Genomic DNA, 21,352 nt, shown 5'->3' with positions numbered 1-21,352 from the left:
AGGGGCTATCAATTTTGGGTGTTTTTCTTCATTCTGCAGTTTCCGGATGGCGGACGCAATAAGTTTCACTCATCGCTTTTTTGAACAAGAGGAGAGGGGGGCGGCTCAGGACAGTGTCAGATGACGGGCAATGAGTGGCAGCAAAAAAGCCGTCAGTGCGCCGTTCAATCCCATGGCCAAGGCAGCGAAGGCACCGCTTTGCTCATTCACCTGGAAGGCGCGGGCGGTGCCGATGCCGTGCGAGGCGATGCCGATGGCGAAGCCGCGAATGGCCGGGTCGCGCACCTTCATCACGTCGAACACGTAGCGCGCGCCGACGGCGCCGAGAATGCCGGTAACGATGACCAGCACGGCGGTCAGCGACGGAATGCCGCCGATGCGCTCGGCCACGCCCATGGCGATCGGGGTGGTGACCGACTTGGGGGCGAGCGAAAGTTGCGTCGGCTGGCTGGCGCCGAAGGCGCGGGCGACGAACACGGCCGACAGGATGGCGGTGGCGCTACCGCCGACCAGCCCGATGATCAGCGGCCAGAACATGGCCTTGACCCGCTTTGCCTGCTGGTAGAGCGGAATGGCCAGTGCCACGGTGGCCGGGCCGAGCAGGAAGTGCACGAATTGTGCGCCGGCGAAATAGGTTTCGTAGCGTGTGCCGGTGAGCAGCAGGAAGCTGACCAGTACGGTGACGGCGATCAACACCGGGTTGGCCAGCGGGTGGGAGCCGGAGCGGCGATAGAGGGCAAAGGCCAGCTGATAGGCAATCAATGTCAGGGTCAGGCCGAGCAACGGCGAGGCGGCGAGATATACCCAGAGTTGGTCGAGGCGCGGGGTCATGGCGTTTCTCCGGTCGGTGCGGGGCGGCACAGGCGCATCAGCAGCGCCGTGACGGCCAGCGTGGCGAAGGTGCTGATCAGCAGCGAGAGCAGCAGCGGCAGCCATTCGTCGGCGACACGGTGCAGATGGACCATGATGCCGGTGCCGGCCGGCACGAAGAGCAGCGACAGGTGTTGCAGCAGGGTTGAGCCGGTGTGTTGCAGATCCTTGCCCGGGCCGCCGCGGGCGATCAGGGTGACGAACAGCAGCACCATGCCGATCACCGGGCCGGGGACGGACACATCCAGTCCGCGGGCGATCACTTCGCCGATCAGCTGGAAAACGAGTAGTTGGGTCAGGGCGGATAACATTCTGCGCTCCTTGAAAAATCAGGTGCGCAGTTTATTACTCCAGATCAGTAAGCAATAGACCGCTTTTTGTCGATTTATCTTTGACGAAAAGTAATTAATTGCCACCGCCCCAGAAGCTAATGCTTCTTCGTCGCCTCATCCTCGTCGCTTGGCTTGAGCACCGCTGGCGCACCGGCCGTGAAGCCAATCAGCATCAACAACATCAAGCTCAGGCTGACCGCGAAAACCTCGAAACTATCGAGGCCGACGCCCAAGGTGCCGGGCAGTACGAGCAGGCCGCAGGCGAAAAATTCGGTCCATTTGCTCCAGGTATCCATGGCTGTAACTCCTGTCATCAATCCGACAAATTTTCTTTGTTGTGATTGTTGCAGTGCACAAAACGTGCCTGCGGCGGACAGGGGTGTTGACCGTCAACCGACCAGAATGTGCCCGGCCGTGCGCAGGGCGATGCCGACACAGGCGCCGAGCGCCGCCGGCTTCCACACATTGGCGACGCGCCGGCCGGCCGAGATCAGTACGGCGACACCGGGCAGGTCGAACGGCGAGATCAGGAAACCAGCGCTGGCGTTGAGCAGCGCTTCGCTCATCTGGCCGGCACGGAGCATGTCGTCGACCACGCCCATCATCGCCGTGCCGCCGGCCAGGTATTTGGTCAGCGTCGGCAGGATCAGGCCGGGATCAATCGAGAGCAGCACCAGAACGGGGGTCAGCCCGCGGGTGATGAGGTCGATTGCACCAAATTGGCGCAAGGCGGTAACGACGACCAGCGACAACACCAGCATCGGGATGGCGCCGACGGCGATCTTGAACGCTTCGGCCCCGGCCCGGTTGATCACGTCGAGCACGCCTTTGGCCGATTCGGCCACCGGGTGATGCAGGGTTTCGTCCAGCGTCGCCTCCGCGGCCGAGAGCTGGCGGCCGAACAGGTAGTAAGTGGCCGCTGCTGCGGTGCACCCGCCTAAAACGGAAAAAACCAGGGTCGTGCCGAAATGGAGACCCATGGTCAGCATCGGGAAAGCGGCGTTGGCTTGGGCCATGGCGAAGACCATGGCCAGCGTGGCGGCCAGATGACGGTCGGAGGCGCCGCGTTGCTCCATCATGGTCAGCGTTGCCATCGGCGCGGCGAAGCTGACGAAATTGATCTGCAGGGCGGCGAAGACGCCCAAGCCGGTCAAGCCGAAAGGGCGCAGCACCGGTGTCAGCGCGGCGACCAGCCAATCGAGCGCGCCACGCGCTTCGAGCAGGCGCATCAGCGACAGCATGACCACCATCACCGGCAACAGAATGAACAAGGAAAGCTCCACCGCCGAGCGGCCGGCTTTCAGGATGATGTCGATCAGGATGTCCATAGTCGGTTTATCGAGGCAATAGGCAAATGGCAGGAACGCAGCGCCGGGGCGGCAGTCTACCCGGCAGACGGCGATAGCGTGTCGTCATTCGACAAGGAGCGCAATCATGGATTTCCAGCATCACCACCTGCCGCATCTGTTCGAACAACTCGGCCTGGCTGCTGCACCTGAGGCCATCGAGCGCTTCATTGCCAGCCACCGCCCGCTGCCGCAAGCCATGACGCTGGATCAGGCACCCTTCTGGACCCCTGCCCAGGCCGCCTTCCTGCGCGAGGAAATGCTGGAAGACGGCGATTGGGCGGAAGTGGTCGATGAACTGAACCTGCGCCTGCACAGCTAGCCCGTTTCGTTTTTTGCCCAAAACGGGCAGTGCACCGCAGCAGTCGCTTCCAGGCATAAAAAAACGCCGGGTTGCCCCGGCGTCAAGTCTCTCTCCACTTCGTATTTTTTTAGGCCATCGCTTCGTACAGCGGCAGGGTCAGGAACTCCGGGTAATCCGGGGTCAGCGACATGCGGTCGAAGATTTCGGCGGCCTGGTCGTAGGTGGCGGTGTCTTCGCCTTGGGCGGTGACGGTGGCCTTCACCTTGGCCAGTTCTTCGGCGATCATCGGGCGGACCATTTCAACGGTGACCTTGCGGCCGTCGTCGAGGATACCCTTCGGCGAAACCACCCACTGCCAGACTTGCGAGCGGGAGATTTCGGCGGTGGCGGCGTCTTCCATCAGGTTGTGGATGGGCACGCAGCCGTTGCCGGCCAGCCAGGAGCCGAGGTAGTGGATGCCGACGTTGATGTTGTTGCGCAGGCCGGCTTCGGTGATCGGGGTGGTCGGGCGGAAGTCGAGCCACTGTTCCGGGCCGAACTTGCCTTCAACCTGCTTCTCGAACTGGTTCGGCTTGTCGCCGAGGACCTTGACGAACTCTTCCATGGCGATCGGCACCAGGCCCGGGTGAGCCACCCAGCCGCCATCGAAACCGTCGTTGGCGTCGCGGGTCTTGTCGTGGCGGATGCCGGCCAGGGCCTTTTCGTTGGCGACCGGGTCGTTCTTGATCGGGATCAGGGCCGACATGCCGCCCATGGCCGGGGCGCCGCGCTTGTGGCAAGCCTGGACGAGGGCCAGGGCGTAGCCGCGCATGAAGGGCACTTCCATGGTGATGGCGCCGCGCTGGGCCAGGCAGAAGTCCTTGTTCTTCTTGAACTTCTTGATGCAGGAGAAGATGTAGTCCCAGCGACCGGCGTTCAGGCCGGCGGAGTGGTTGCGCAGTTCGTACAGGATTTCTTCCATCTCGAAGGTGGCGAGGATGGTTTCGACCAGCACGGTGGCCTTGATGGTGCCTTGCGGAATGCCGCAGTGATCCTGAGCCATGACGAAGGCGTCGTTCCACAGACGGGCTTCGAGGTGGCTTTCCATCTTCGGCAGGTAGTAGAACGGGCCGGCGCCACGGGCGATCTGTTCCTTGGCGTTGTGGAAGAAGACCAGGCCGAAGTCGAACAGGCCGCCGGAAACGCGCTGACCGTCGACCAGCACGTGCTTCTCGTCGAGGTGCCAGCCGCGCGGACGGATCTGCAGGGTGGCGATCTTGTCGTTCAGCTTGTATTCCTTGCCGGCTTCGTTCTTGAACGACAGTTCGCGGCGGATGGCCTTGTACAGGTTCACCTGGCCCTGAATCTGGTTTTCCCAGTTCGGGCTGTTGGAATCCTCGAAGTCGGTCATGTAGGAGTCAGCGCCCGAGTTGAAGGCGTTGATGATCATCTTGGCTTCGACCGGGCCGGTGATTTCGACGCGGCGGCATTGCAGGGCGGCCGGGATCGGGGCAACCTTCCAGTCGCCTTCGCGGATATGCTTGGTTTCCGGCAGGAAGTCAGGCATTTCGCCGGCATCGATGCGGGCCTGGCGCTCGACGCGGGCCTTCAGCAGTTCCTGGCGACGGCCTTCGAAGGCGCGGTGCAGCTTGGCGACGAATTCCAGTGCCTCGGTGGTGAGGATGGATTCCCATTCGGGCTTCACGGGGGCGGTAATTTGCATACCGGCGGGCAGATTGAGGGCCATGCGGAACTCCTGAGAAAAGTAGGTTTCGGATACTGCGATGGGATGCATTCTATGAGTCTTATATAAGACATGAAAGTGGGCTAGAATCAATTCATCTTTTACTTTGAGTATCAAATGGACCGCTTAAAGCAGATCGAAGCCTTTGCCAGCGTCGCAATACGCGGCAGCTTGTCGGCCGCAGCGCGGGCCGAAGGCGTCACGCCGGCCATCATCGGGCGCCGTATCGATGCGCTGGAAGCGCGGCTCGGCATCCGTTTGCTGCTGCGCACGACGCGCAAGCTGACACTGACTTTCGAAGGGCAGGCCTTCCTGGAGGATTGCCAGAAAGTGCTGAACGACCTAGCCAATGCCGAGGCGGCAGTTTCACTCGGCGGGCTGAAGGCCGGCGGTTACCTGAAGGTGTCGGCCCCGGCCGGCTTCGGGCGGCAGCACGTAGCACCGCTGGTCGGCGATTTCATGCAGGCCAACCCGGAAGTGCGGGTCAATCTGAATCTGAGCGACCGCCTAGTCGATTTGATCAACGAGAACATCGACTGCGCCATCCGCATCGGCGAACTGACCGATTCCAGCCTAGTCAGCGTGCGCCTGGGCGAGATGCGGCGCATGGTGGTGGCCAGCCCGGCCTATCTGGTCGAGCATGGCGTGCCGCGCACGCCGGACGATCTGGCAAAACACAACTGCCTGTCGCTCGGCCAGCAGCGCGGCTGGGTGTTCAAGAACCCGGAGAGCGGCGAGGTCGAGACGATCAAGGTCGGCGGCACCTTCGAATGCAACGATGGGGCGGTCCTGCACGAATGGGCGCTGGCCGGGCGCGGCCTGGCCTGGCGTTCGCTGTGGGAAGTCGGCCGCGACCTGAAGGAAGGCCGGCTGACCTCGGTGCTCGACGCCTGGCAGGCGCCGCCGATGGGCATTTACGCCGTTTTCCCGCAGCGCCGCCACCTGCCGCTACGGGTGCGGCTGTTCATCGATCTGCTCAAGGAAAACTACGGCAACGCCGCCTACTGGGAGCTGCGCTGATGAAGGTGCCGGTCTATCGCGCGCTTGGGGCGCTGTCGGTCTTGCTTGGGATCATCGGCGCCTTCCTGCCGCTGATGCCGACCACGCCTTTCTTGATCCTCGCCGCCTGGTTCTTCGCCCGCTCGCATCCGGAATGGGAAGCCAAGCTGCTGGCGCATCCGAAATTCGGCCCGGCCATCCGTGCCTGGCGCGACCATCAGGCCATCCCGCGCGTGGCCAAATGGGCGTCGACGATCATGATGTCGATCAGCGTGGTCGGCTCCTGGTTCATCCTGCCCGAACCCTGGGGCTATGGCCCGGCCGTGGTGTGCAGCATGGTCATGCTGTGGATGTGGACACGGCCTTCGGCCTGAGCCTGGTTTTTGCCCATTTCGGGCAGTGCACCGCAGCAGTGCCCGAAATTAGCTGGCCTGGACCGGGAATTCCTCGATCGGCACCGGTTTTCCGAAGAGGTAGCCCTGGAAGGCGTCGCAGCCACGGCTGACCAGAGCGGCGCGCTGGTCGTCGGTTTCGACGCCCTCGGCAACGACCTTCAGTTCGAAGGAACGGCCGAGTGCAATGACGGTTTCGGCGATGGCCGCGTCGTTCGGGTTGCTGCCGATGTCTTGCACGAAGCTGCGATCGATCTTGATCTGGTCGAGCGGTAACTGCTTCAGGTAACTCAGCGAGGAATAGCCGGTGCCGAAGTCGTCGAGTGCCAGGCCGACGCCGATTTCATCCTTCAGGCGGCGCATGCGCTCGATGCTCAGCTCCATGTCGTCGAGCAGCAGCGATTCGGTGATTTCCAGTTTCAGCCGGCTGGCCGGGGCGCCGGTTTGCTGCAGGGCTAGCGCCACGCTGTCGACAAAGCCGGGGTCGCGAAATTGTAGGGCGCTGACGTTGATGGCCAGGATCAAATCGGCGGTGGCCGGTTGGCGACTCCATTGGGCAAGCTGGCGGCAAGCCTCTTCCAGTACCCACTGGCCGATGGGCAGGATCAGCCGGCTATCTTCGGCAATACCGATGAAATCGCCGGGGGCGACGTTGCCGCGGCTTGGGTGGCGCCAGCGGAGCAGGGCTTCGGCGCCGAAGATTCGGCCCTTGCCGTCGACCTGCGGCTGATAGTGCAGAACGAACTGCTTTTCCTGCAGTGCCGCACGCAGTTCGCGTTCGATTTCGGCGCGCTCTTCGACTTCGGTCTGCATCGCCGGGTCGAAGAAGCGCAAGGAGTTCTTGCCGGCTTCCTTGGCCTTGTACATGGCCATGTCGGCCGATTTCAGCAGATGTTCGACCGTCTCGCCACTGTTACGGAAGGGGATGATGCCGATACTCGCGGTGCAGTGATGGGCCAGATTGCCGAACTGATAGGCCTGGCCGAGCGACTGCAGGATGGTGCGGCCGATGTGCTCGATTTGGGCGATGGCCTCGTGCAGGTTTTCGCTGAGATCTTCGAGCAGGATGACGAATTCGTCGCCGCCCAGGCGAGCCACCGTGTCGCTCGAACGCACGGCATCGCGCAGGCGCAGGGCGACCTGGCGCAGCAGCTGGTCGCCGACGTCGTGACCCATGGTGTCGTTCAGCGTCTTGAAGTTGTCGAGGTCGATGAACAGTACGGCGGCGTATTCGCGCCGGCGCTGGCCGGCGATCAGTGCCTTGTCCAGGCGTTCGGCGAGCAGGCGGCGATTGGGCAGGTGGGTCAGCGGATCGTAGAAGGCCAGGAACTGGATCTGCTCCTCGGCTTCCTTGCGCTGCGTGATGTCGAGAAAGGCGGCAACATAGTGCGTTACCTTGCCCTGATGGTTGCGTACGGCGGAGATGGTCAGCCACTCCGGGTAGATCTCCCCGTTCTTGCGCCGATTCCAGATTTCGCCGTGCCAATGCCCGTTGGCTTGCAGCGTCGACCACAATTCCTGGTAGAACGATGCGTCGTGGTAGCCGGATTTGAGTAGGGCTGGAGTCTGCCCGACCGCCTCTTCGGCGGTATAGCCGGTGACCTCGGTGAACGCCCGGTTGACCTGCAGGATGCAGTTGTGCGCATCGGTCACGACCATGGCTTCCTGGGTCTCGAAGGCGATGGCCGCGATGCGCATCACTTCCTCGGCCCGCCGTTCGCGCGTTGTGTCGTGGAAGGTGACGACGGCGCCTTCGCTGCGTCCGCCGTCCGAGACCGGCATCACGGAATACTGGACCGGGAACATCTCGCCATTTTTGCGGAAGAACCATTCTTCGCCATTGCGATGCTTGCCGTCGGTCAGCGTTTGATAGATGGGGCACTCACCCTTGGCGTACAAAGCGCCGTCTGGTCGGTGATGGTGGAAGAGCCAATGCTGGTCCGCACCGATCACTTCGTCGTGGGCAAAACCCAGCATTTCGAGGGCGCGTGGGTTGATGAACGAGCACAAGCCGTCACGATCCACGCCATAGACCCCTTCGCCCAGGCTGTTCAGCAGGCTGGCCCGCTCGCGCAGGGCGCTGCCGATCTGCCGGCGGGAGCGGAACAGGTGCAGCAGCAACAGAAGCAGCAGGATCACGGCCGTACTCAAGCCCAGCATCAGTTGCCCCGGGTATTTCTCGATGACGTCGCGCAAATCGAAACGTTCGAGACGCTCGGGATGGGCGCGCAACTCCATCATGATGCTTTCGAGGCCGGAGTAGTCGGCCGGCGGCGAGAAGCCGTGGAACTTGCCGGCCTTGGCTGCCGGGTGTCCGGGCGGAATTTCGAGCAGGGCGAGGGTAACTGCCTTGACGAGATCATCCGGTACGCGCGGAGCGGTGGAGAAGGGCCACTCCGGGACCAATTCCGTGGATAGCAGTTGCGGGAAGTCTGCTCGTGCTTTCAGATTGATGATCTTGATCTGGTTGCGGTCCAGTTTGCCTTCGGCCACCATCGATTCGAGCAGGCCGGTGCGGACAAAGCCGACATCGGCCCGACCTGACAAAACTTCGTCGATTACTTTGTCCTGTGGTTGGCCGGTGAAAATCACTTTCTTGGCGTCGTGCGGCAACTCGATCCCTGCTTGGCGCAGCGTCCATTGCTGGATGCGGTAACTGCCAAGCGATTGGGCATGCGTAGCGGCAATGTGCTTGCCACGCAAATCCTTCAATTGCTCGATATCGGCGCGTTCGATCCGGGTGAACATGACGCCGCCGAAATGGGAGAGGAAGCGCTCTCCAACTTGTTGAGTCAACGTGGCGACGGCGGCCAAGCGATGACGCGAGCGCAGCAGGACGTAATGTTCAGGCTGGGTAAGGATGAAATCGACCTCGCCGTTGTCGACTGCACGGCTGAGTTCTTCGAGGTGGAAGGGCTGGATGGCGAACTGATAGCCGGGAATCTGCGCCTCAAGGTAGCTGGCGAGCGGTGTCCATTGCTTGCGGGTGGCATCCACGTCGCGAAAGGACAAAACTCCGATGCGTACCGATGCCGCGGGCTCAGCTTGTGCAACACCATGAAACAGCAACAGCACTCCGACGACGAGCAGTCGTCGGCACAGAACGCAAAAAGACAAGCGCGAAAAAAAGTTGGCCAGCACGTATTCCCGTTACCCTGATTCCGGCCGGGAATGGCCCGATTCATGGCGTCTAATTAATAATGTGACCAAATTTTAATTTAGCATCGCCACCTCCCTTTGATCTAGACCAAGGTGAGTGTGAATTTTTTCACATAAAAAAGCCGGCCCCTTGTGGGGGCCGGCCAAACGCTACCGGGTAGGTAGCGGGGATGCCTAAATCGTGTGTCCGATTAGTGGAACTGCTCTTCTTCGGTCGAGCCGGTGAGGGCCTTGACGGAGGAGGAACCGCCCTGGATGACGGTGGTGACTTCGTCGAAGTAACCGGTGCCGACTTCCTGCTGGTGGGAGACAAAGGTGTAACCCTTGTCGCGAGCAGCGAATTCCGGCTCCTGAACCATGTTGACGTAGTGCTTCATGCCTTCGCCGCGAGCGTAAGCGTGGGCGAACTGGAAGGTGTTGTACCAGTTGACGTGGATACCAGCCAGGGTGATGAACTGGTACTTGTAGCCCAAGGCCGACAGTTCTTCCTGGAAGGAAGCGATCTGGGAGTCAGACAGGTTCTTCTTCCAGTTGAAGGACGGCGAGCAGTTGTAGGACAGCAGCTTGCCCGGGCAGGCGGCCTGGATGGCCTGGGCGAATTCGCGGGCGAAGCCGATATCGGGCACGCCGGTTTCGCACCAGACGAGGTCAGCGTACGGAGCGTAAGCAACGCCGCGGGAGATGGACTGCTCCAGACCGTTCTTGACGCGGTAGAAGCCTTCCTGAGTGCGCTCGCCGGTGAGGAACGGCTTGTCGTTCTCGTCGTAGTCGGAGGTGATCAGGTTGGCGGCTTCAGCATCGGTACGGGCCAGGATCAGGGTCGGAACGCCCATGACGTCAGCGGCGAAACGAGCGGAGATCAGCTTTTCGATGGCTTCGCGGGTCGGCACGAGCACCTTGCCACCCATGTGGCCGCACTTCTTGGCAGCAGCCAGCTGGTCTTCGAAGTGAACGCCGGCAGCGCCAGCGGCGATCATATTCTTCATCAGTTCGAAAGCGTTCAGCACGCCACCGAAACCGGCTTCAGCGTCAGCAACGATCGGCAGGAAGTAGTCGATGAAGCCTTCGTCGCCCGGATTGACACCACGCGACCACTGAATTTCGTCAGCGCGCTTGAAGGTGTTGTTGATGCGGCGAACCATGGTCGGCACGGAGTCGTAGGCGTACAGCGACTGGTCCGGGTACATGGTTTCGGAGGTGTTGCCGTCGGCAGCAACTTGCCAGCCGGACAGATAAACGGCTTCCAGGCCAGCCTTGGCCTGTTGCATGGCTTGACCGGCGGTGATAGCGCCGAAAGCATTCACGTAGCCCTTCTTGGCACCGCCGTTGACCTTGTCCCAGAGGATCTTGGCGCCGCGCTGGGCCAGGGTGTATTCCGGCTGCAGGGAACCGCGCAGACGAACGACGTCAGCTGCGGAGTAACCGCGCTTGACGAGCTTCCAACGGGGGTTTTCAGCCCAGTCTTTTTCGAGGGCGGCGATTTGCTGTTCGCGAGTGCTCATGTGAATACCTCAAGAGTTAGGTTGGGATTACGGTCTCTGTGGCGTCCTGTCCCATTGGGTTCGGACGATGGGTGAAGTATAGAAGTCTTTTTGCAGGGCAGCAATAGTCTTATATAAGACATAAGACATTATTTTTTCGATAAAAAACAATCGTATATATCGAATATTTCACGATGCGAAATATCGTTCGCCAGCGTGAAATGCAGCGCAGCATTTTTTTGATGCATCTTTCATTGATCGAAATATTAATTTGTCAAAAATATCGAAAGTTTTTTGCTTATTGTGTTTTTTCCCAATTGACGAAATTGTTAAATAAGGGTTGAATTCGACGACTTTGCGACGGTAACGGTACATATGGAAATTCTGCGGCGCCTCTACGATTGGAACGAGCGAACCTTCTGGAATTCGCTGACCAAGAAACTGATGAGTTTCTTGCTCCTCTTCTTCATCGATGTCGCCTATTTGGGCGTCTATTTCCGTCAGAAGGCCTTGGTGGCCGAGGAGGCCGCCAAGGCCGGTGCGCCCAGCGAGGCTTTGCAGCGCATCGTGGCCAGCATGGATACCGGCCTGACCCTGATGATTTCGCTGACGGTCGTCGCGCTGTTGTGGAACCTGCTGCAGATTCTCTACATTCGCTACCTGATCCTGCGCCCGGTCCGCATCATTTCCTCGATCTTCGACGAGATCGGTCGCGGCGAAGGCGATTTCTCGCGCAATCTGCCGACCATCACGCACGACGAACTGCGCACGTTGGCCGAGTCCTACAACCGCTTCGCCGACAAGATGCGCGAGATCATCAGTGAAGTGCGCAAGATGAGTGTGAATATTGCGCGCGAGGCTGTCGTCGTCAAAAAGTCGGTCTCGTCGACGGCCGAGCGGGCAACCCAGCAGGGCGAAATTGCCAATGCCGTATTCGGCGCCAGCACCGAGGCGACGCAAGCGATACACGAGGTATCGGCCGCCACCGAGTTGATTTCTAATTCGACGGACGCCAATCTGGGTACGGCACGTACTTCTCTGGAGGAGATGCGCGAAATCGTCAGCAAGGTGCAGGTGGTTTCCGACAAGCTGGCCCAGTTCAATGACACCGTCGGCCATCTCGCCAAGCGCTCGGACAGTATTCGTCAAATTGCCGGTCTGATCCGCGAAATCGCTGACCAGACCAACCTGCTGGCGCTGAATGCCGCCATCGAGGCGGCGCGCGCTGGCGAGGCGGGTAGAGGTTTTGCTGTGGTGGCGGACGAGGTGCGCAAGTTGGCCGAACGGGTCAATGTCGCGACACAGGAAATTTCGGACAACATCGGCGGCATGATTTCCTTGGTCGAGGATACTCAGCGCGAAAACGAAATCATCAATGGCGACATCCGGCAGACACGTGCTGTGGTCGAACGCTCTTCCGAGGAATTCAGCCGCATGGTCGGGGATTTCGAGCGGACCGGCGACCAGTTGAACCAGATCGCCACGGCCATGGAGGAATTGACGGCGACCAACGGGCAGGTGCACGACGCGGTCATCCAGGTGCACCAATTGTCTGGCGAAGTGGCCGGCAGCATGAAATCGTCGGAGCAGACGACCCAGGCTTTGAGCCAGGCCACCGAAAGCGTGCAGGAGCTGGTCTCGCGCTTCAAGATCGGGCGCGGCGCCTTCGACTACAACGTCGATCAGGCACGCATCTTCCGCGACGCCATCCAGGACAAGCTGGCCGAGTTGGCAAAAAGCGGCGTCAATATCTGGGACCAGACCTATCGTCCGATTCCTAAAACCAGCCCACAGAAATACGACGTCAGCTATTGCTCGGCTTTCGAGCAACAGGTCCAGCCGCTATTCGAACGTGCGCTGCATGTCCTGCGCGGTGGTGTCTACGCGCTGGTGGTCGACACCCGGGGCTATGGGGCAATTCACAACCAGAAATACTCGCGTCCGCTGACCGGGAATTACGAGGCCGACCTGGTCGGCAACCGAACCAAACGCATCTGGGACGACGTGACCGGCCAGCGCGGTGCCAAGAACCAGCAGCCGATGCTGGTCCAGACCTATGCCCGCGATACCGGTGAAATCCTCTCCGAAATCAACATGCCGATCATGGTCGGAGGCAAGCACTGGGGCACGGTGCGGGTCGGTTGCGAGAGCTCGGTGCTGCTCGAAGGGTGAACAGGGCACAGCTGCGGTGCACAGGCCCAAATGGCAAAAAACCGGGGATTCCCCGGTTTTTCATTTTCAGACCAGCGGTTTGCTGGAGACTAGTACGCCGTCCTCGTCAGCGTAGAGATATTCGCCGGGCTGGAAGGTGACGCCGCCGAAAGTGACGGCGATGTTCCTGTCGCCGACGCCCTTCTTGATGCTCTTTTGCGGGTGGGTATTCAGCGCGCGCACGCCGATGTCGATGCCGTTGATGTCGCCGGAGTCGCGAATGCAGCCGTAAACCACGACGCCTTCCCAGCCGTTCTTCTGGGCCAGGATGGCCAATTGGTCTCCGACCAGAGCGCAACGCAGCGAACCACCGCCGTCGATGACCAGCACCTTGCCCTGGCCGTTCTCGCCGAAGGCCTCGCGCACCAGCGAGTTGTCTTCGAAAATCTTCAGCGTGACGATTTCGCCAGAGAAGGCGGTGCGGCCGCCGTAGCGCTGGAACATCGGGGCGACGACGCGCACGCTCTTGCCCAGTTCGGCCTCGAATTCATCGCACAGGTCGGGGGTCTTGAAGCTCATTCTTGTCTCCGGAAATAAAAAAGCCGTGCAATCTTGCACGGCTTTTCGGGGTGCTGGCAACTCGTCAGACGGTTTCGGCCGCCTTTTCCTCCTCGAAATCGAGGGTGATCTTGCCGTCCTTGTCGAGATCGACCGTGACGTGGCCGCCATTGGCCAGCTTGCCGAACAGCAGCTCGTCGGCCAGCGCCGAACGGATGGTGTCCTGGATCAGGCGAGCCATCGGGCGGGCACCCATCAACGGGTCGAAACCCTTCTCGGCGAGCATTTCCTTCACTGCCTCGGTGAAGTGCGCCTCGACCTTCTTCTGGTGCAGTTGCTCTTCGAGCTGCATCAGGAACTTGTCGACCACGCGCAGAATGATCTCGTGATCCAGCGCCGCGAAGCCGATGGTGGCATCCAGACGGTTGCGGAATTCCGGCGTGAACAGGCGCTTGATCTCGACCATCTCGTCGCCCGCCTGCTTGGACGAGGTAAAGCCCATGCTCGTCTTCTGCAGGTCGGCTGCGCCGGCATTGGTGGTCATGATGATCACCACGTTCCGGAAATCGGCCTTGCGCCCGTTGTTGTCGGTCAGCGTGCCATGGTCCATCACCTGCAACAGGATGTTGAAGATGTCCGGATGCGCCTTCTCGATTTCGTCGAGCAGCAGCACGCAGTAGGGCTTCTTGGTCACCGCTTCGGTGAGCAGGCCACCTTGGTCGAAACCGACGTAGCCCGGCGGCGCGCCGATCAGGCGGGAAACCGCATGACGTTCCATGTATTCCGACATGTCGAAGCGCACTAGTTCAATGCCCAGGCAGTAGGCCAGTTGCTTGGCGACTTCGGTCTTGCCAACGCCGGTCGGGCCGCTGAACAGGAAGGAGCCGATCGGCTTGCTCGGGTTGCCGAGGCCGGAACGGGTCATCTTGATCGCCTTGGCCAGCGCGTCGATCGCCTTGTCCTGACCGAAGACGACATTCTTCAGGTCGCGGTCGAGATTCTTCAGCGCGCTACGGTCGTCCATCGTCACATGCTGTGACGGGATGCGGGCGATCTTGGCGACGATTTCCTCGATGTCGGTCTTGTTGATGACCTTCTTCTGCTTCGATTTCGGCAGGATGCGCTGTGCGGCACCGGCCTCGTCGATCACGTCGATGGCCTTGTCGGGCAGGTGGCGGTCGGTGATGTAACGGGCCGACAGTTCGACCGCCGAGGTGATTGCCGTGGTCGAATACTTGATGCCATGGTGCGCCTCGAAGCGGGCTTTCAGGCCCTTGAGGATTTCCACGGTTTCGGCCACCGACGGCTCATTTACATCGATCTTCTGGAAGCGACGCGACAGCGCGCTGTCCTTCTCGAAGATGCCACGGAACTCGGTATAGGTGGTTGCGCCGATACACTTCATCTGGCCGGAAGACAGAGCTGGCTTCAACAAGTTGGAGGCATCCAGCGTGCCGCCCGAAGCCGCGCCGGCGCCGATCAGCGTGTGAATCTCGTCAATGAACAGGATGGCGTCCGGGTTGTCTTGCAAGGACTTCAACACACCTTTCAGGCGCTGCTCGAAATCGCCGCGATACTTGGTGCCGGCGAGCAGGGCGCCCATATCCAGCGCATAGACGTTGGCCTTGGCCAACACCTCGGGCACATCGCCTTCGACGACGCGCCGGGCCAGGCCCTCGGCGATGGCGGTCTTGCCGACGCCAGCCTCGCCGACTAGCAGCGGGTTGTTCTTGCGGCGGCGGCAGAGAGTCTGGATGACGCGCTCCAGTTCCTTGTCGCGGCCGATCAGCGGGTCGATCTTGCCCTGCAAGGCCAGTGCGTTCAGGTTGATGGTGTATTGCTCGAGCGGGCCGGCCTCGGCCTTCTCACCTTCGGTCTCAACCTCGCCTTCGGGCGTCGATTTCTGCTGCGGCACCTTGCTGATGCCGTGCGAGATGAAGTTCACCACGTCGAGGCGGGTCACGCCCTGCTTCTGCAGGAAGTAGACCGCGTGCGAATCCTTTTCGCCGTAGATGGCGACCAGCACGTTGGCGCCGTTGACCTCCTTCTTGCCGGAGGACTGTACGTGCAGGATGGCGCGCTGGATGACTCGTTGGAAGCCGAGGGTCGGTTGCGTATCGATGTCGTCCTCGCCGGAGACGGTCGGCGTGTGCTCATTGATGAAATTGGACAGGTCCTTGCGCAGCGTATCGGGCTTGGCGCCGCACGCACGCAGGGCTTCCGCCGCGGAGGGGTTGTCGATCAGCGCCAGCAGGAGGTGCTCGACGGTAATGAACTCGTGGCGTTTTTGACGCGCCTCGACGAAGGCCATGTGCAGGCTGACTTCGAGTTCCTGGGCAATCATCAGTTTTCCTCCATGATGCAGGCAAGCGGGTGTTGGTGTTGGCGGGCGAATGCAAGGACTTGTTCTACTTTGGTCGCAGCCACATCGCGGGAGTAAACCCCGCATACGGCACGACCTTCGTTATGAACTTTGAGCATGATCCGCGTCGCTTGTTCAGTGTCCAACGAAAAAAAACGCTGCAGAACGGTGATGACGAAATCCATCGGGGTGTAATCGTCGTTCAGCAACACCACCTTGTACATCTTTGGCGGTTGAACTCCGGCGCGCTGCGCTTCGAGTTGTCCGCCTTCCTGAATCTTCGTAGCCATGCGTCCGATTCTATACAGTCCCAACCAATCTGCAACACGTTACATGGTGTCGACATCCGGAATTTCCAGTCATTTCGTAGCAAATCCCGGGCCTGAAAAATTGTTGCAGCGCCGCAACGAAACCTGTTGACGAGGAAATTCATATCGCGTAGAAAGCATTTTGTTTGGATTCAAGTTGCAATCGAGGTTGCCTTGAGCACCGGGGCTTTGAGCACAAACAGGGAGTCGGGGAGACCCGGGATTTGATCGTTTTTTGTAAGAAAGTTGCAGACATGGCAATCGGTACTGTCAAATGGTTCAATGACGCAAAAGGTTTTGGTTTCATTACGCCGGATGACGGCAGCGAAGACCTCTTCGCCCACTTCTCGGCTATCAACATGAACGGGTTCAAGACCCTGAAGGAAGGCGAAAAGGTTTCCTTCGAAGTCGTGCAAGGCCCCAAGGGCAAGCAGGCTTCCAACATCCAGCGCGCCTAAACCGCGGATTGTTGTAATAAAAAGCCCGTCTGATTTCAGACGGGCTTTTTGTTTTGCTTTGTCGTAAACCTGTCAAGCGACAGTGATTTCGTCCTGTCGGCGGTCACCGGTATTGTCCTGCCAAAAGACCCCGATTTTGTCCCCGGTCTTGACACCTTTTGCCTTGAAGGCAAACAGCGGATTCTTGGAAACGGAAGTGTTCAGTTGCCCGTCGATGATGGGCTTGCCGTTCAGCGTCACGGTGAAGGTCTGAATGAACTGCAGCGGCACCAGCTGGCCGCGTTCGTCCTTGCGTAGACCGGTTTCCATAGGATGCTGCATGAGGATGCGGATATCGGCAGTGTCGCCCTGAATTAGTGCGCGGATCTTGATCTGTTCGCCCATCTGCTTAGCCTCCACACCCACCGAGGGTGACCTTGATTTCCCGGAATGCCACGTAGGTCTTGCCGTCGGTCGCGCGTGCGACGGCACGGACGCGAGTCGTTTCCGCCAGTTTGATCTGAACGCGGGCAAAAGGCAGCACGGGGCCGGAGAAATCCAGGGTGGCGCACAGCGGCATCGGGTTCTTGTCGGCGAAGACGGCGAGGGTTTTTGTATTCGCGACGTTGCTCGTGACTTCGATTTCCACCTTGGCACCGTTCTCGGCGATTTCCGGTGCATTGATCAGGATATCGCGTGACTCGGCAGCATTGGCGCTACCGAAAGCCTTCAGGGCATCACCGACCGTCTTGGCGGTGAAGGCGTTGCGGTTCCATTCCGCCGCCAGTACGGCGCTCGGACGTAACAGGCCGGCGGTCAACAGCGGCGACAGAATGGCGGCCGAGGCGCCGCCCTTGAGCAGTTTTCGACGTAGTTCAAGCATGATGGATGTGTGGGTCAGTCGGCGAGCCAGTGGCCCGATTTGCCGCCCCTCTTTTCGAGCAGGCGGATGTGGTCAATGCGCATGCCGCGATCGACGGCCTTGCACATGTCGTAGATGGTGAGCAGGCCGACCGATGCGGCGGTCAGGGCTTCCATTTCGACGCCGGTCCGGCCAAAGCATTCGGCCGTCACTTCGCAATGCACGGCGTTCGCTGCATCGTCGATGGTGAATTCGGCCGCAACTCGGGTCAGGGCAATCGGATGGCAGAGGGGAATCAAGTCGCCGGTGCGCTTCGAGGCCTGGATGGCGGCGATCCGGGCAATGCCGAGGACATCGCCTTTCTTGGCCGATCCGTCGCGGATCAGGGCCAGTGTCTCGGGTTGCATATAGATGCTGCCGCCGGCTCGAGCCACGCGGGCCGTTTCGTTCTTGGCGCCGACATCGACCATGTGGGCCTGGCCGCTGGCATCGAAATGGGTGAGGGGAGAGGTGGTCACGGTGGGTTACAAAGGGTTACGTTCTTCGAGCCGGTGGGCGAAGTGGGTCGGTTATCATAGCACCATGCGCATGGGACAACGACTGACCGCCGGATTGCTGGCCTTTCTGATGGCCGTTGCGCCGTTGCGCGCTGACGATTTGCCTGAACTGGGCGATGTTGCCAGCACCGAGTTGTCGCTTTCCGCCGAGAAAAAAATCGGGCAACAGATCATCAACGAAATCCGCGCACGCGAGCCCTCTTATCTTGACGACGCCGATGTCGAAGCCTACTTGAACCAGCTGGGTGGTCGCCTGGTGGCGGTCAGCAGCGATCCGGGCTTCGGTTTCGTGTTCTTCGCGATCAACGATCCGAGCATCAATGCCTTTGCCATGCCTGGGGGCTATATTGGCGTGCATACTGGATTGATTCTGTCGGCGCAGTCCGAGTCGGAGCTTGCCGGGGTACTGGCCCACGAAATCTCGCACGTGACGCAACGCCACATCGCGCGCCAAGTGTATCAATCGCGCAATTACGGCATCGCTTCGATGGTGGCCATGGGCTTGGCTCTGCTGGCGGCACGCTCCAATGCCCAGCTGGCCAATGCGGCCATCGCCACCACGCAGGCTGGGATGATTTCATCGCAACTGGCCTATTCGCGCGATTTCGAGCGCGAGGCTGATCGTCTCGGCTTCGAGACCTTGCGCCGGGCCGGTTACGACGTGCGTGGCATGTCGGACTTCTTCACCCGTCTGCAAAAGGCGGTCCGCCTGTATGAGAACAATGCCACCGCCTACCTGCGCACCCACCCGCTGACCGGCGAGCGCATGTCGGACATGCAGAACCGTGAGCAGGGCGTGTCCTATCGCCAGGTGGCGGATAGTGCGGAGTTCCAACTGGTGCGGGCCAAGGTGCGGGCCATGCAGGGGCGGCCGCAGGATGCGATCAAGGATTTCGCCGAGTTGGTGAGCGACCGCAAGTTCGTTTCCGAAGCGGCGGCACATTTCGGATTGGCCTATGCCCACTTCCGCAACCGCGATTGGCCAGCGGCTGACAAGGAGATCGACAGCGTGCGCGCAGCCCGCCTGTCCTCGGCGATGGTCGAGAAATTGCGTGCCGAGATTCGTATAGCGCGGGGCGACGTTTCAACCGGCTTGCAGATTTACCGCGATGCGATGGTCCGCTTTCCGCTCAACTACAGCCTGATATACGGCTATGGTGCGGCGCTCACCGGGGCGCGGCGTTACGAGGAATCGCGGCGCTTTGCCGAGATGCAGTTGCAGAATTATCCGGCCGACATTCGCCTGCATAAGTTGCGGGCAGAGAGCTATGCCGGATTGGGGCGACAGGCATTGCAGCATCGTTCCCTGGCTGAGGTCTTTGCCTTGCAGGGGCAGACGGCGCAGGCCGTCGAGCAATTGGAATTGGCGCAGAAAGCCGGCGATGCCAATTTCTACGAAATGTCGGTAATCGACTCGCGCTTGCGTGAGTTGAAGCAGCGCTTGCGTGAGGAAATGAAGGAAAAACGCAATTAGCGGTAGAATGCCATTTTTAGCATTGCATAGACCTTAACGATCATGGAATTCGACCGCGACCTCGACGTGAAGGGCCTGAACTGCCCGCTGCCCATCCTGCGTACCAAGAAGACCCTGGCTGAAATGGAATCTGGCCAGATTCTGCGTGTTCAGGCGACCGATCCCGGTTCGTTGAAGGATTTTCCCGCCTTCGCCAAGCAGACCGGTAACGAACTGGTCGAGCAGGCGGAAGAAGACAAGATCTTCGTGTATTTCCTGAAGCGCAAGTAAGCTCCCAGTTGTTTGCCTTTTTCGAAGATCGGCGGGCGCCGCAAGGCGAACCCGCCGCTTGGCTGTTTACGGACCTGATCGAATGCCGCGAGGTGTTCGACGCCGATGGCTGGGCGGCCACATTGGCGGACCTGGAGCGGCAGCCTGGCTGGACAGTCGCTGCGCTCGACTACGAGCTGGGCTACCTGTTCGAGCCGAAATCGGCGCCGCTCGACTGGCAGGCGGGCGTCAAACCCCTGGCTCGTTTCTGGCGCTTTGCCGATTGCCAAACACTCGACGAACAGGAAGCCGAAGCGTGGCTTGAGGCGCAGCTTGCCGGGGCGACTGCCGGGGTGCTCAACGTCCAGCCGGCGATCGACGAGAAAACCTACACTTCTGCGGTGCACCGCATCCAAAGCCTGATTTCCGCGGGCGACTGCTACCAGGTCAATGACACCTTTCCGCTGACTTTCGATTGGTTCGGTTCGCCGCTGGCGCTATACGCCCGCCTGCGCCGACGGCAGCCGGTGCGCTACGGCGGTTTCGTCGGCGATACGGCGCAGGGCATCGTTTCGCTGTCGCCCGAACTCTTCCTCGAAAAGCGTGGCGACAAATTGACCACGCGGCCGATGAAGGGCACGGCGCCGCGCACTGCAGCACCGGAAACCCTGCGCGATTCGGTCAAGGACCGGGCGGAAAATCTGATGATCGTCGACCTGTTGCGTAACGATCTTGGGCGGGTGGCCGAAAACGGCAGCGTGCGTGTCGAGCGCTTGTTTGAGATCGAGGATTATCCGACCGTCTGGCAGATGGTGTCGGAGGTGTCGGCTGCGGTGCCTGGGCGTTCGCTGGCGGACATCCTACGTGCCTTGTTTCCCTGTGGTTCGATTACCGGTGCGCCAAAAATTCGCGCCATGCAAATCGCCGGCGAACTGGAAAGCGAACCGCGCGGCTTGTACACCGGAGCGTTAGGCTGGTTGGCGCCGAACGGCGATTTTCGTCTGAACGTGGCGATTCGCACCCTGCAACTGGCGGCCAATTACCGTGGCAGCCTTGGCGTGGGTAGCGGCATCGTCGCCGATTCGCGGGCCGACGCCGAGTGGCGCGAATGCCTGCTGAAGGCGCGTTTTTTGACCGATTGCGATCCCGGCATCCAGCTGATCGAGACCATGCGTCTGGAGGTGGGGGGCTTGCATCGGCGCGAACGCCATCTGGCTCGCTTGGCGAACTCGGCGGGCGCACTGGGTTTTCCCGTGGCCTGGGAAAAGTTGGAGGCAGCGCTTGGTGCGCTACCATCCAGTGGCAAATGGCGCGTTCGTCTGACTTTGAACAAGACGGGAATCTTTGAAGCCAAGCCTTTTGCATTGACCGACGAGCCGGCCGGGCCACGCTTCGCCCGCTTGGCAGATACGGCGATCGATTCCCGCTATCCGCTACGTCGCCACAAGACGACCGACCGGGCAGTTTACGACGCAGCCTTGGTCGAAGTGATGGCTGATCCCACCCTGTTCGATGTCGTCTTCCTGAACGAACGCGGCGAGGTGGCAGAAGGGGCGCGCAGCAATGTCTTCGTCGAGCGCGACGGCGTACTGCTGACGCCGCCGCTGGCCAGCGGTGCCTTGCCCGGCATACTGCGCGAAGAATTGCTGGCGACTGGTCGGGCGCGGGAAGCGATATTGCTGCCGGTAGATCTGGCCGATGGGTTCTGGCTGGGGAATTCGCTGCGCGGGCTGATTCGCGTCAGCTGGCGCTGATGCTGCCACGCGATGCGCTGCCCATTTTTTGCCT

The 21,352-nt window shown here is 60.6% G+C and carries 21 protein-coding genes; 8 read left to right on the top strand and 13 right to left on the bottom strand.

Annotation, left to right across the window (positions count from 1 at the left end):
• Positions 1 to 105: 105 nt before the first annotated feature.
• From WIF35_RS07055 to WIF35_RS07040, 4 genes are all read right to left on the bottom strand, one after another.
• On the bottom strand, positions 106 to 831 hold the full coding sequence (locus tag WIF35_RS07055; protein ID WP_412480853.1) for an LrgB family protein: 726 nt from the start codon (positions 829 to 831) through the stop codon (positions 106 to 108).
• A complete protein-coding gene (locus tag WIF35_RS07050; RefSeq protein ID WP_412480852.1) occupies positions 828 to 1,181 on the bottom strand; it encodes a CidA/LrgA family protein in 354 nt (117 codons plus the stop codon). Before WIF35_RS07050 ends, WIF35_RS07055 begins: the two co-directional genes overlap by 4 nt.
• Before the next feature lie 116 nt (positions 1,182 to 1,297).
• Positions 1,298 to 1,498, bottom strand: coding sequence for a hypothetical protein (locus tag WIF35_RS07045; protein ID WP_412480851.1), 201 nt, complete (start codon positions 1,496 to 1,498; stop codon positions 1,298 to 1,300).
• Between the two features lie 93 nt (positions 1,499 to 1,591).
• Positions 1,592 to 2,530 (bottom strand): nucleoside recognition domain-containing protein, encoded by a 939-nt coding sequence (locus WIF35_RS07040; protein ID WP_412480850.1) that lies wholly within the window; start codon positions 2,528 to 2,530, stop codon positions 1,592 to 1,594.
• A 106-nt stretch (positions 2,531 to 2,636) separates the two neighbouring features.
• On the opposite strand from WIF35_RS07040, the gene WIF35_RS07035 reads away from it, so the two are divergent.
• On the top strand, positions 2,637 to 2,870 hold the full coding sequence (locus WIF35_RS07035) for a DUF2789 domain-containing protein (protein ID WP_412480849.1): 234 nt from the start codon (positions 2,637 to 2,639) through the stop codon (positions 2,868 to 2,870).
• Positions 2,871 to 2,979: 109 nt separating this feature from the next.
• Here WIF35_RS07035 and aceB read toward each other — a convergent pair whose 3' ends face one another.
• Positions 2,980 to 4,578 carry a malate synthase A gene (gene aceB / locus WIF35_RS07030; RefSeq protein WP_027459094.1) on the bottom strand — a complete coding sequence of 533 codons (1,599 nt, stop codon included), beginning with the start codon at positions 4,576 to 4,578 and terminating at the stop codon, positions 2,980 to 2,982.
• A gap of 114 nt (positions 4,579 to 4,692) precedes the next feature.
• On the opposite strand from aceB, the gene WIF35_RS07025 reads away from it, so the two are divergent.
• The gene (locus WIF35_RS07025) at positions 4,693 to 5,595 is read left to right on the top strand and encodes a LysR substrate-binding domain-containing protein (protein WP_412480848.1); all 903 of its coding nucleotides are present in this window, start codon (positions 4,693 to 4,695) and stop codon (positions 5,593 to 5,595) included.
• Positions 5,595 to 5,948 carry a YbaN family protein gene (locus WIF35_RS07020; RefSeq protein WP_412480847.1) on the top strand — a complete coding sequence of 118 codons (354 nt, stop codon included), beginning with the start codon at positions 5,595 to 5,597 and terminating at the stop codon, positions 5,946 to 5,948. Before WIF35_RS07025 ends, WIF35_RS07020 begins: the two co-directional genes overlap by 1 nt.
• A 48-nt stretch (positions 5,949 to 5,996) precedes the next feature.
• Here the strand turns inward: WIF35_RS07020 and WIF35_RS07015 are convergent, their stop codons facing one another.
• The gene (locus WIF35_RS07015) at positions 5,997 to 8,978 is read right to left on the bottom strand and encodes an EAL domain-containing protein (RefSeq protein WP_412480846.1); all 2,982 of its coding nucleotides are present in this window, start codon (positions 8,976 to 8,978) and stop codon (positions 5,997 to 5,999) included.
• Between the two features lie 338 nt (positions 8,979 to 9,316).
• The gene (gene aceA, locus WIF35_RS07010) at positions 9,317 to 10,627 is read right to left on the bottom strand and encodes an isocitrate lyase (RefSeq protein ID WP_412480845.1); all 1,311 of its coding nucleotides are present in this window, start codon (positions 10,625 to 10,627) and stop codon (positions 9,317 to 9,319) included.
• A 354-nt stretch (positions 10,628 to 10,981) separates the two neighbouring features.
• Here aceA and WIF35_RS07005 point away from each other — a divergent pair, with 354 nt between their 5' ends.
• On the top strand, positions 10,982 to 12,778 hold the full coding sequence (locus tag WIF35_RS07005; RefSeq protein ID WP_412480844.1) for a methyl-accepting chemotaxis protein: 1,797 nt from the start codon (positions 10,982 to 10,984) through the stop codon (positions 12,776 to 12,778).
• A gap of 66 nt (positions 12,779 to 12,844) precedes the next feature.
• Here the strand turns inward: WIF35_RS07005 and rraA are convergent, their stop codons facing one another.
• From rraA to clpS, 3 genes are all read right to left on the bottom strand, one after another.
• On the bottom strand, positions 12,845 to 13,336 hold the full coding sequence (rraA, locus tag WIF35_RS07000) for a ribonuclease E activity regulator RraA (RefSeq protein ID WP_412480843.1): 492 nt from the start codon (positions 13,334 to 13,336) through the stop codon (positions 12,845 to 12,847).
• A gap of 64 nt (positions 13,337 to 13,400) precedes the next feature.
• Positions 13,401 to 15,659 (bottom strand): ATP-dependent Clp protease ATP-binding subunit ClpA, encoded by a 2,259-nt coding sequence (gene clpA / locus WIF35_RS06995; RefSeq protein ID WP_412480842.1) that lies wholly within the window; start codon positions 15,657 to 15,659, stop codon positions 13,401 to 13,403.
• Entirely contained in the window at positions 15,659 to 15,967 is a 309-nt protein-coding gene (gene clpS / locus WIF35_RS06990) for an ATP-dependent Clp protease adapter ClpS (protein WP_412480841.1), read from the bottom strand. Before clpS ends, clpA begins: the two co-directional genes overlap by 1 nt.
• A gap of 272 nt (positions 15,968 to 16,239) precedes the next feature.
• Between clpS and WIF35_RS06985 the strand changes: the two genes are divergently transcribed.
• Entirely contained in the window at positions 16,240 to 16,443 is a 204-nt protein-coding gene (locus WIF35_RS06985) for a cold-shock protein (protein WP_234086081.1), read from the top strand.
• Between the two features lie 72 nt (positions 16,444 to 16,515).
• On the opposite strand, the gene soxZ is transcribed toward WIF35_RS06985, so the two are convergent.
• From soxZ to moaC, 3 genes are read right to left on the bottom strand one after another with little or no spacing between them, the layout of a single operon-like run.
• Complete coding sequence (soxZ, locus tag WIF35_RS06980; RefSeq protein ID WP_412480840.1) at positions 16,516 to 16,827, bottom strand: thiosulfate oxidation carrier complex protein SoxZ; 312 nt, start codon at positions 16,825 to 16,827, stop codon at positions 16,516 to 16,518.
• A 4-nt stretch (positions 16,828 to 16,831) separates the two neighbouring features.
• Entirely contained in the window at positions 16,832 to 17,305 is a 474-nt protein-coding gene (soxY, locus tag WIF35_RS06975; RefSeq protein ID WP_412480839.1) for a thiosulfate oxidation carrier protein SoxY, read from the bottom strand.
• Positions 17,306 to 17,319: 14 nt separating this feature from the next.
• Positions 17,320 to 17,754: a cyclic pyranopterin monophosphate synthase MoaC gene (gene moaC / locus WIF35_RS06970; RefSeq protein WP_412481222.1), complete on the bottom strand. Its 435-nt coding sequence runs from the start codon at positions 17,752 to 17,754 to the stop codon at positions 17,320 to 17,322.
• A 112-nt stretch (positions 17,755 to 17,866) separates the two neighbouring features.
• On the opposite strand from moaC, the gene WIF35_RS06965 reads away from it, so the two are divergent.
• The 3 genes from WIF35_RS06965 to pabB are packed head-to-tail and all read left to right on the top strand — an operon-like array spanning position 17,867 to position 21,318.
• Positions 17,867 to 19,315, top strand: a complete 1,449-nt coding sequence (locus WIF35_RS06965; RefSeq protein WP_412480838.1) for a M48 family metalloprotease — start codon at positions 17,867 to 17,869, stop codon at positions 19,313 to 19,315.
• Positions 19,316 to 19,357: 42 nt separating this feature from the next.
• A complete protein-coding gene (locus WIF35_RS06960) occupies positions 19,358 to 19,585 on the top strand; it encodes a sulfurtransferase TusA family protein (protein WP_412480837.1) in 228 nt (75 codons plus the stop codon).
• Positions 19,586 to 19,593: 8 nt separating this feature from the next.
• Positions 19,594 to 21,318, top strand: coding sequence for an aminodeoxychorismate synthase component I (pabB, locus tag WIF35_RS06955; RefSeq protein ID WP_412480836.1), 1,725 nt, complete (start codon positions 19,594 to 19,596; stop codon positions 21,316 to 21,318).
• Positions 21,319 to 21,352 lie beyond the last annotated feature (34 nt).

This window comes from Azonexus sp. IMCC34839, assembly GCF_047047955.1.
Lineage (GTDB): Bacteria > Pseudomonadota > Gammaproteobacteria > Burkholderiales > Rhodocyclaceae > Azonexus.
This window is presented reverse-complemented; position numbering and strand designations above follow the sequence as displayed.

Bases quoted from the DNA above. Each gene is read 5' to 3' on its own strand.
- WIF35_RS07055 (WP_412480853.1), bottom strand. From the start codon at position 831: ATGACCCCGCGCCTCGACCAACTCTGGGTATATCTCGCCGCCTCGCCG.
- WIF35_RS07050 (WP_412480852.1), bottom strand. From the start codon at position 1,181: ATGTTATCCGCCCTGACCCAACTACTCGTTTTCCAGCTGATCGGCGAA.
- WIF35_RS07045 (WP_412480851.1), bottom strand. From the start codon at position 1,498: ATGGATACCTGGAGCAAATGGACCGAATTTTTCGCCTGCGGCCTGCTC.
- WIF35_RS07040 (WP_412480850.1), bottom strand. From the start codon at position 2,530: ATGGACATCCTGATCGACATCATCCTGAAAGCCGGCCGCTCGGCGGTG.
- WIF35_RS07035 (WP_412480849.1), top strand. From the start codon at position 2,637: ATGGATTTCCAGCATCACCACCTGCCGCATCTGTTCGAACAACTCGGC.
- aceB (WP_027459094.1), bottom strand. From the start codon at position 4,578: ATGGCCCTCAATCTGCCCGCCGGTATGCAAATTACCGCCCCCGTGAAG.
- WIF35_RS07025 (WP_412480848.1), top strand. From the start codon at position 4,693: ATGGACCGCTTAAAGCAGATCGAAGCCTTTGCCAGCGTCGCAATACGC.
- WIF35_RS07020 (WP_412480847.1), top strand. From the start codon at position 5,595: ATGAAGGTGCCGGTCTATCGCGCGCTTGGGGCGCTGTCGGTCTTGCTT.
- aceA (WP_412480845.1), bottom strand. From the start codon at position 10,627: ATGAGCACTCGCGAACAGCAAATCGCCGCCCTCGAAAAAGACTGGGCT.
- WIF35_RS07005 (WP_412480844.1), top strand. From the start codon at position 10,982: ATGGAAATTCTGCGGCGCCTCTACGATTGGAACGAGCGAACCTTCTGG.
- rraA (WP_412480843.1), bottom strand. From the start codon at position 13,336: ATGAGCTTCAAGACCCCCGACCTGTGCGATGAATTCGAGGCCGAACTG.
- clpA (WP_412480842.1), bottom strand. From the start codon at position 15,659: ATGATTGCCCAGGAACTCGAAGTCAGCCTGCACATGGCCTTCGTCGAG.
- clpS (WP_412480841.1), bottom strand. From the start codon at position 15,967: ATGGCTACGAAGATTCAGGAAGGCGGACAACTCGAAGCGCAGCGCGCC.
- WIF35_RS06985 (WP_234086081.1), top strand. From the start codon at position 16,240: ATGGCAATCGGTACTGTCAAATGGTTCAATGACGCAAAAGGTTTTGGT.
- soxZ (WP_412480840.1), bottom strand. From the start codon at position 16,827: ATGGGCGAACAGATCAAGATCCGCGCACTAATTCAGGGCGACACTGCC.
- soxY (WP_412480839.1), bottom strand. From the start codon at position 17,305: ATGCTTGAACTACGTCGAAAACTGCTCAAGGGCGGCGCCTCGGCCGCC.
- moaC (WP_412481222.1), bottom strand. From the start codon at position 17,754: ATGGTCGATGTCGGCGCCAAGAACGAAACGGCCCGCGTGGCTCGAGCC.
- WIF35_RS06965 (WP_412480838.1), top strand. From the start codon at position 17,867: ATGCGCATGGGACAACGACTGACCGCCGGATTGCTGGCCTTTCTGATG.
- WIF35_RS06960 (WP_412480837.1), top strand. From the start codon at position 19,358: ATGGAATTCGACCGCGACCTCGACGTGAAGGGCCTGAACTGCCCGCTG.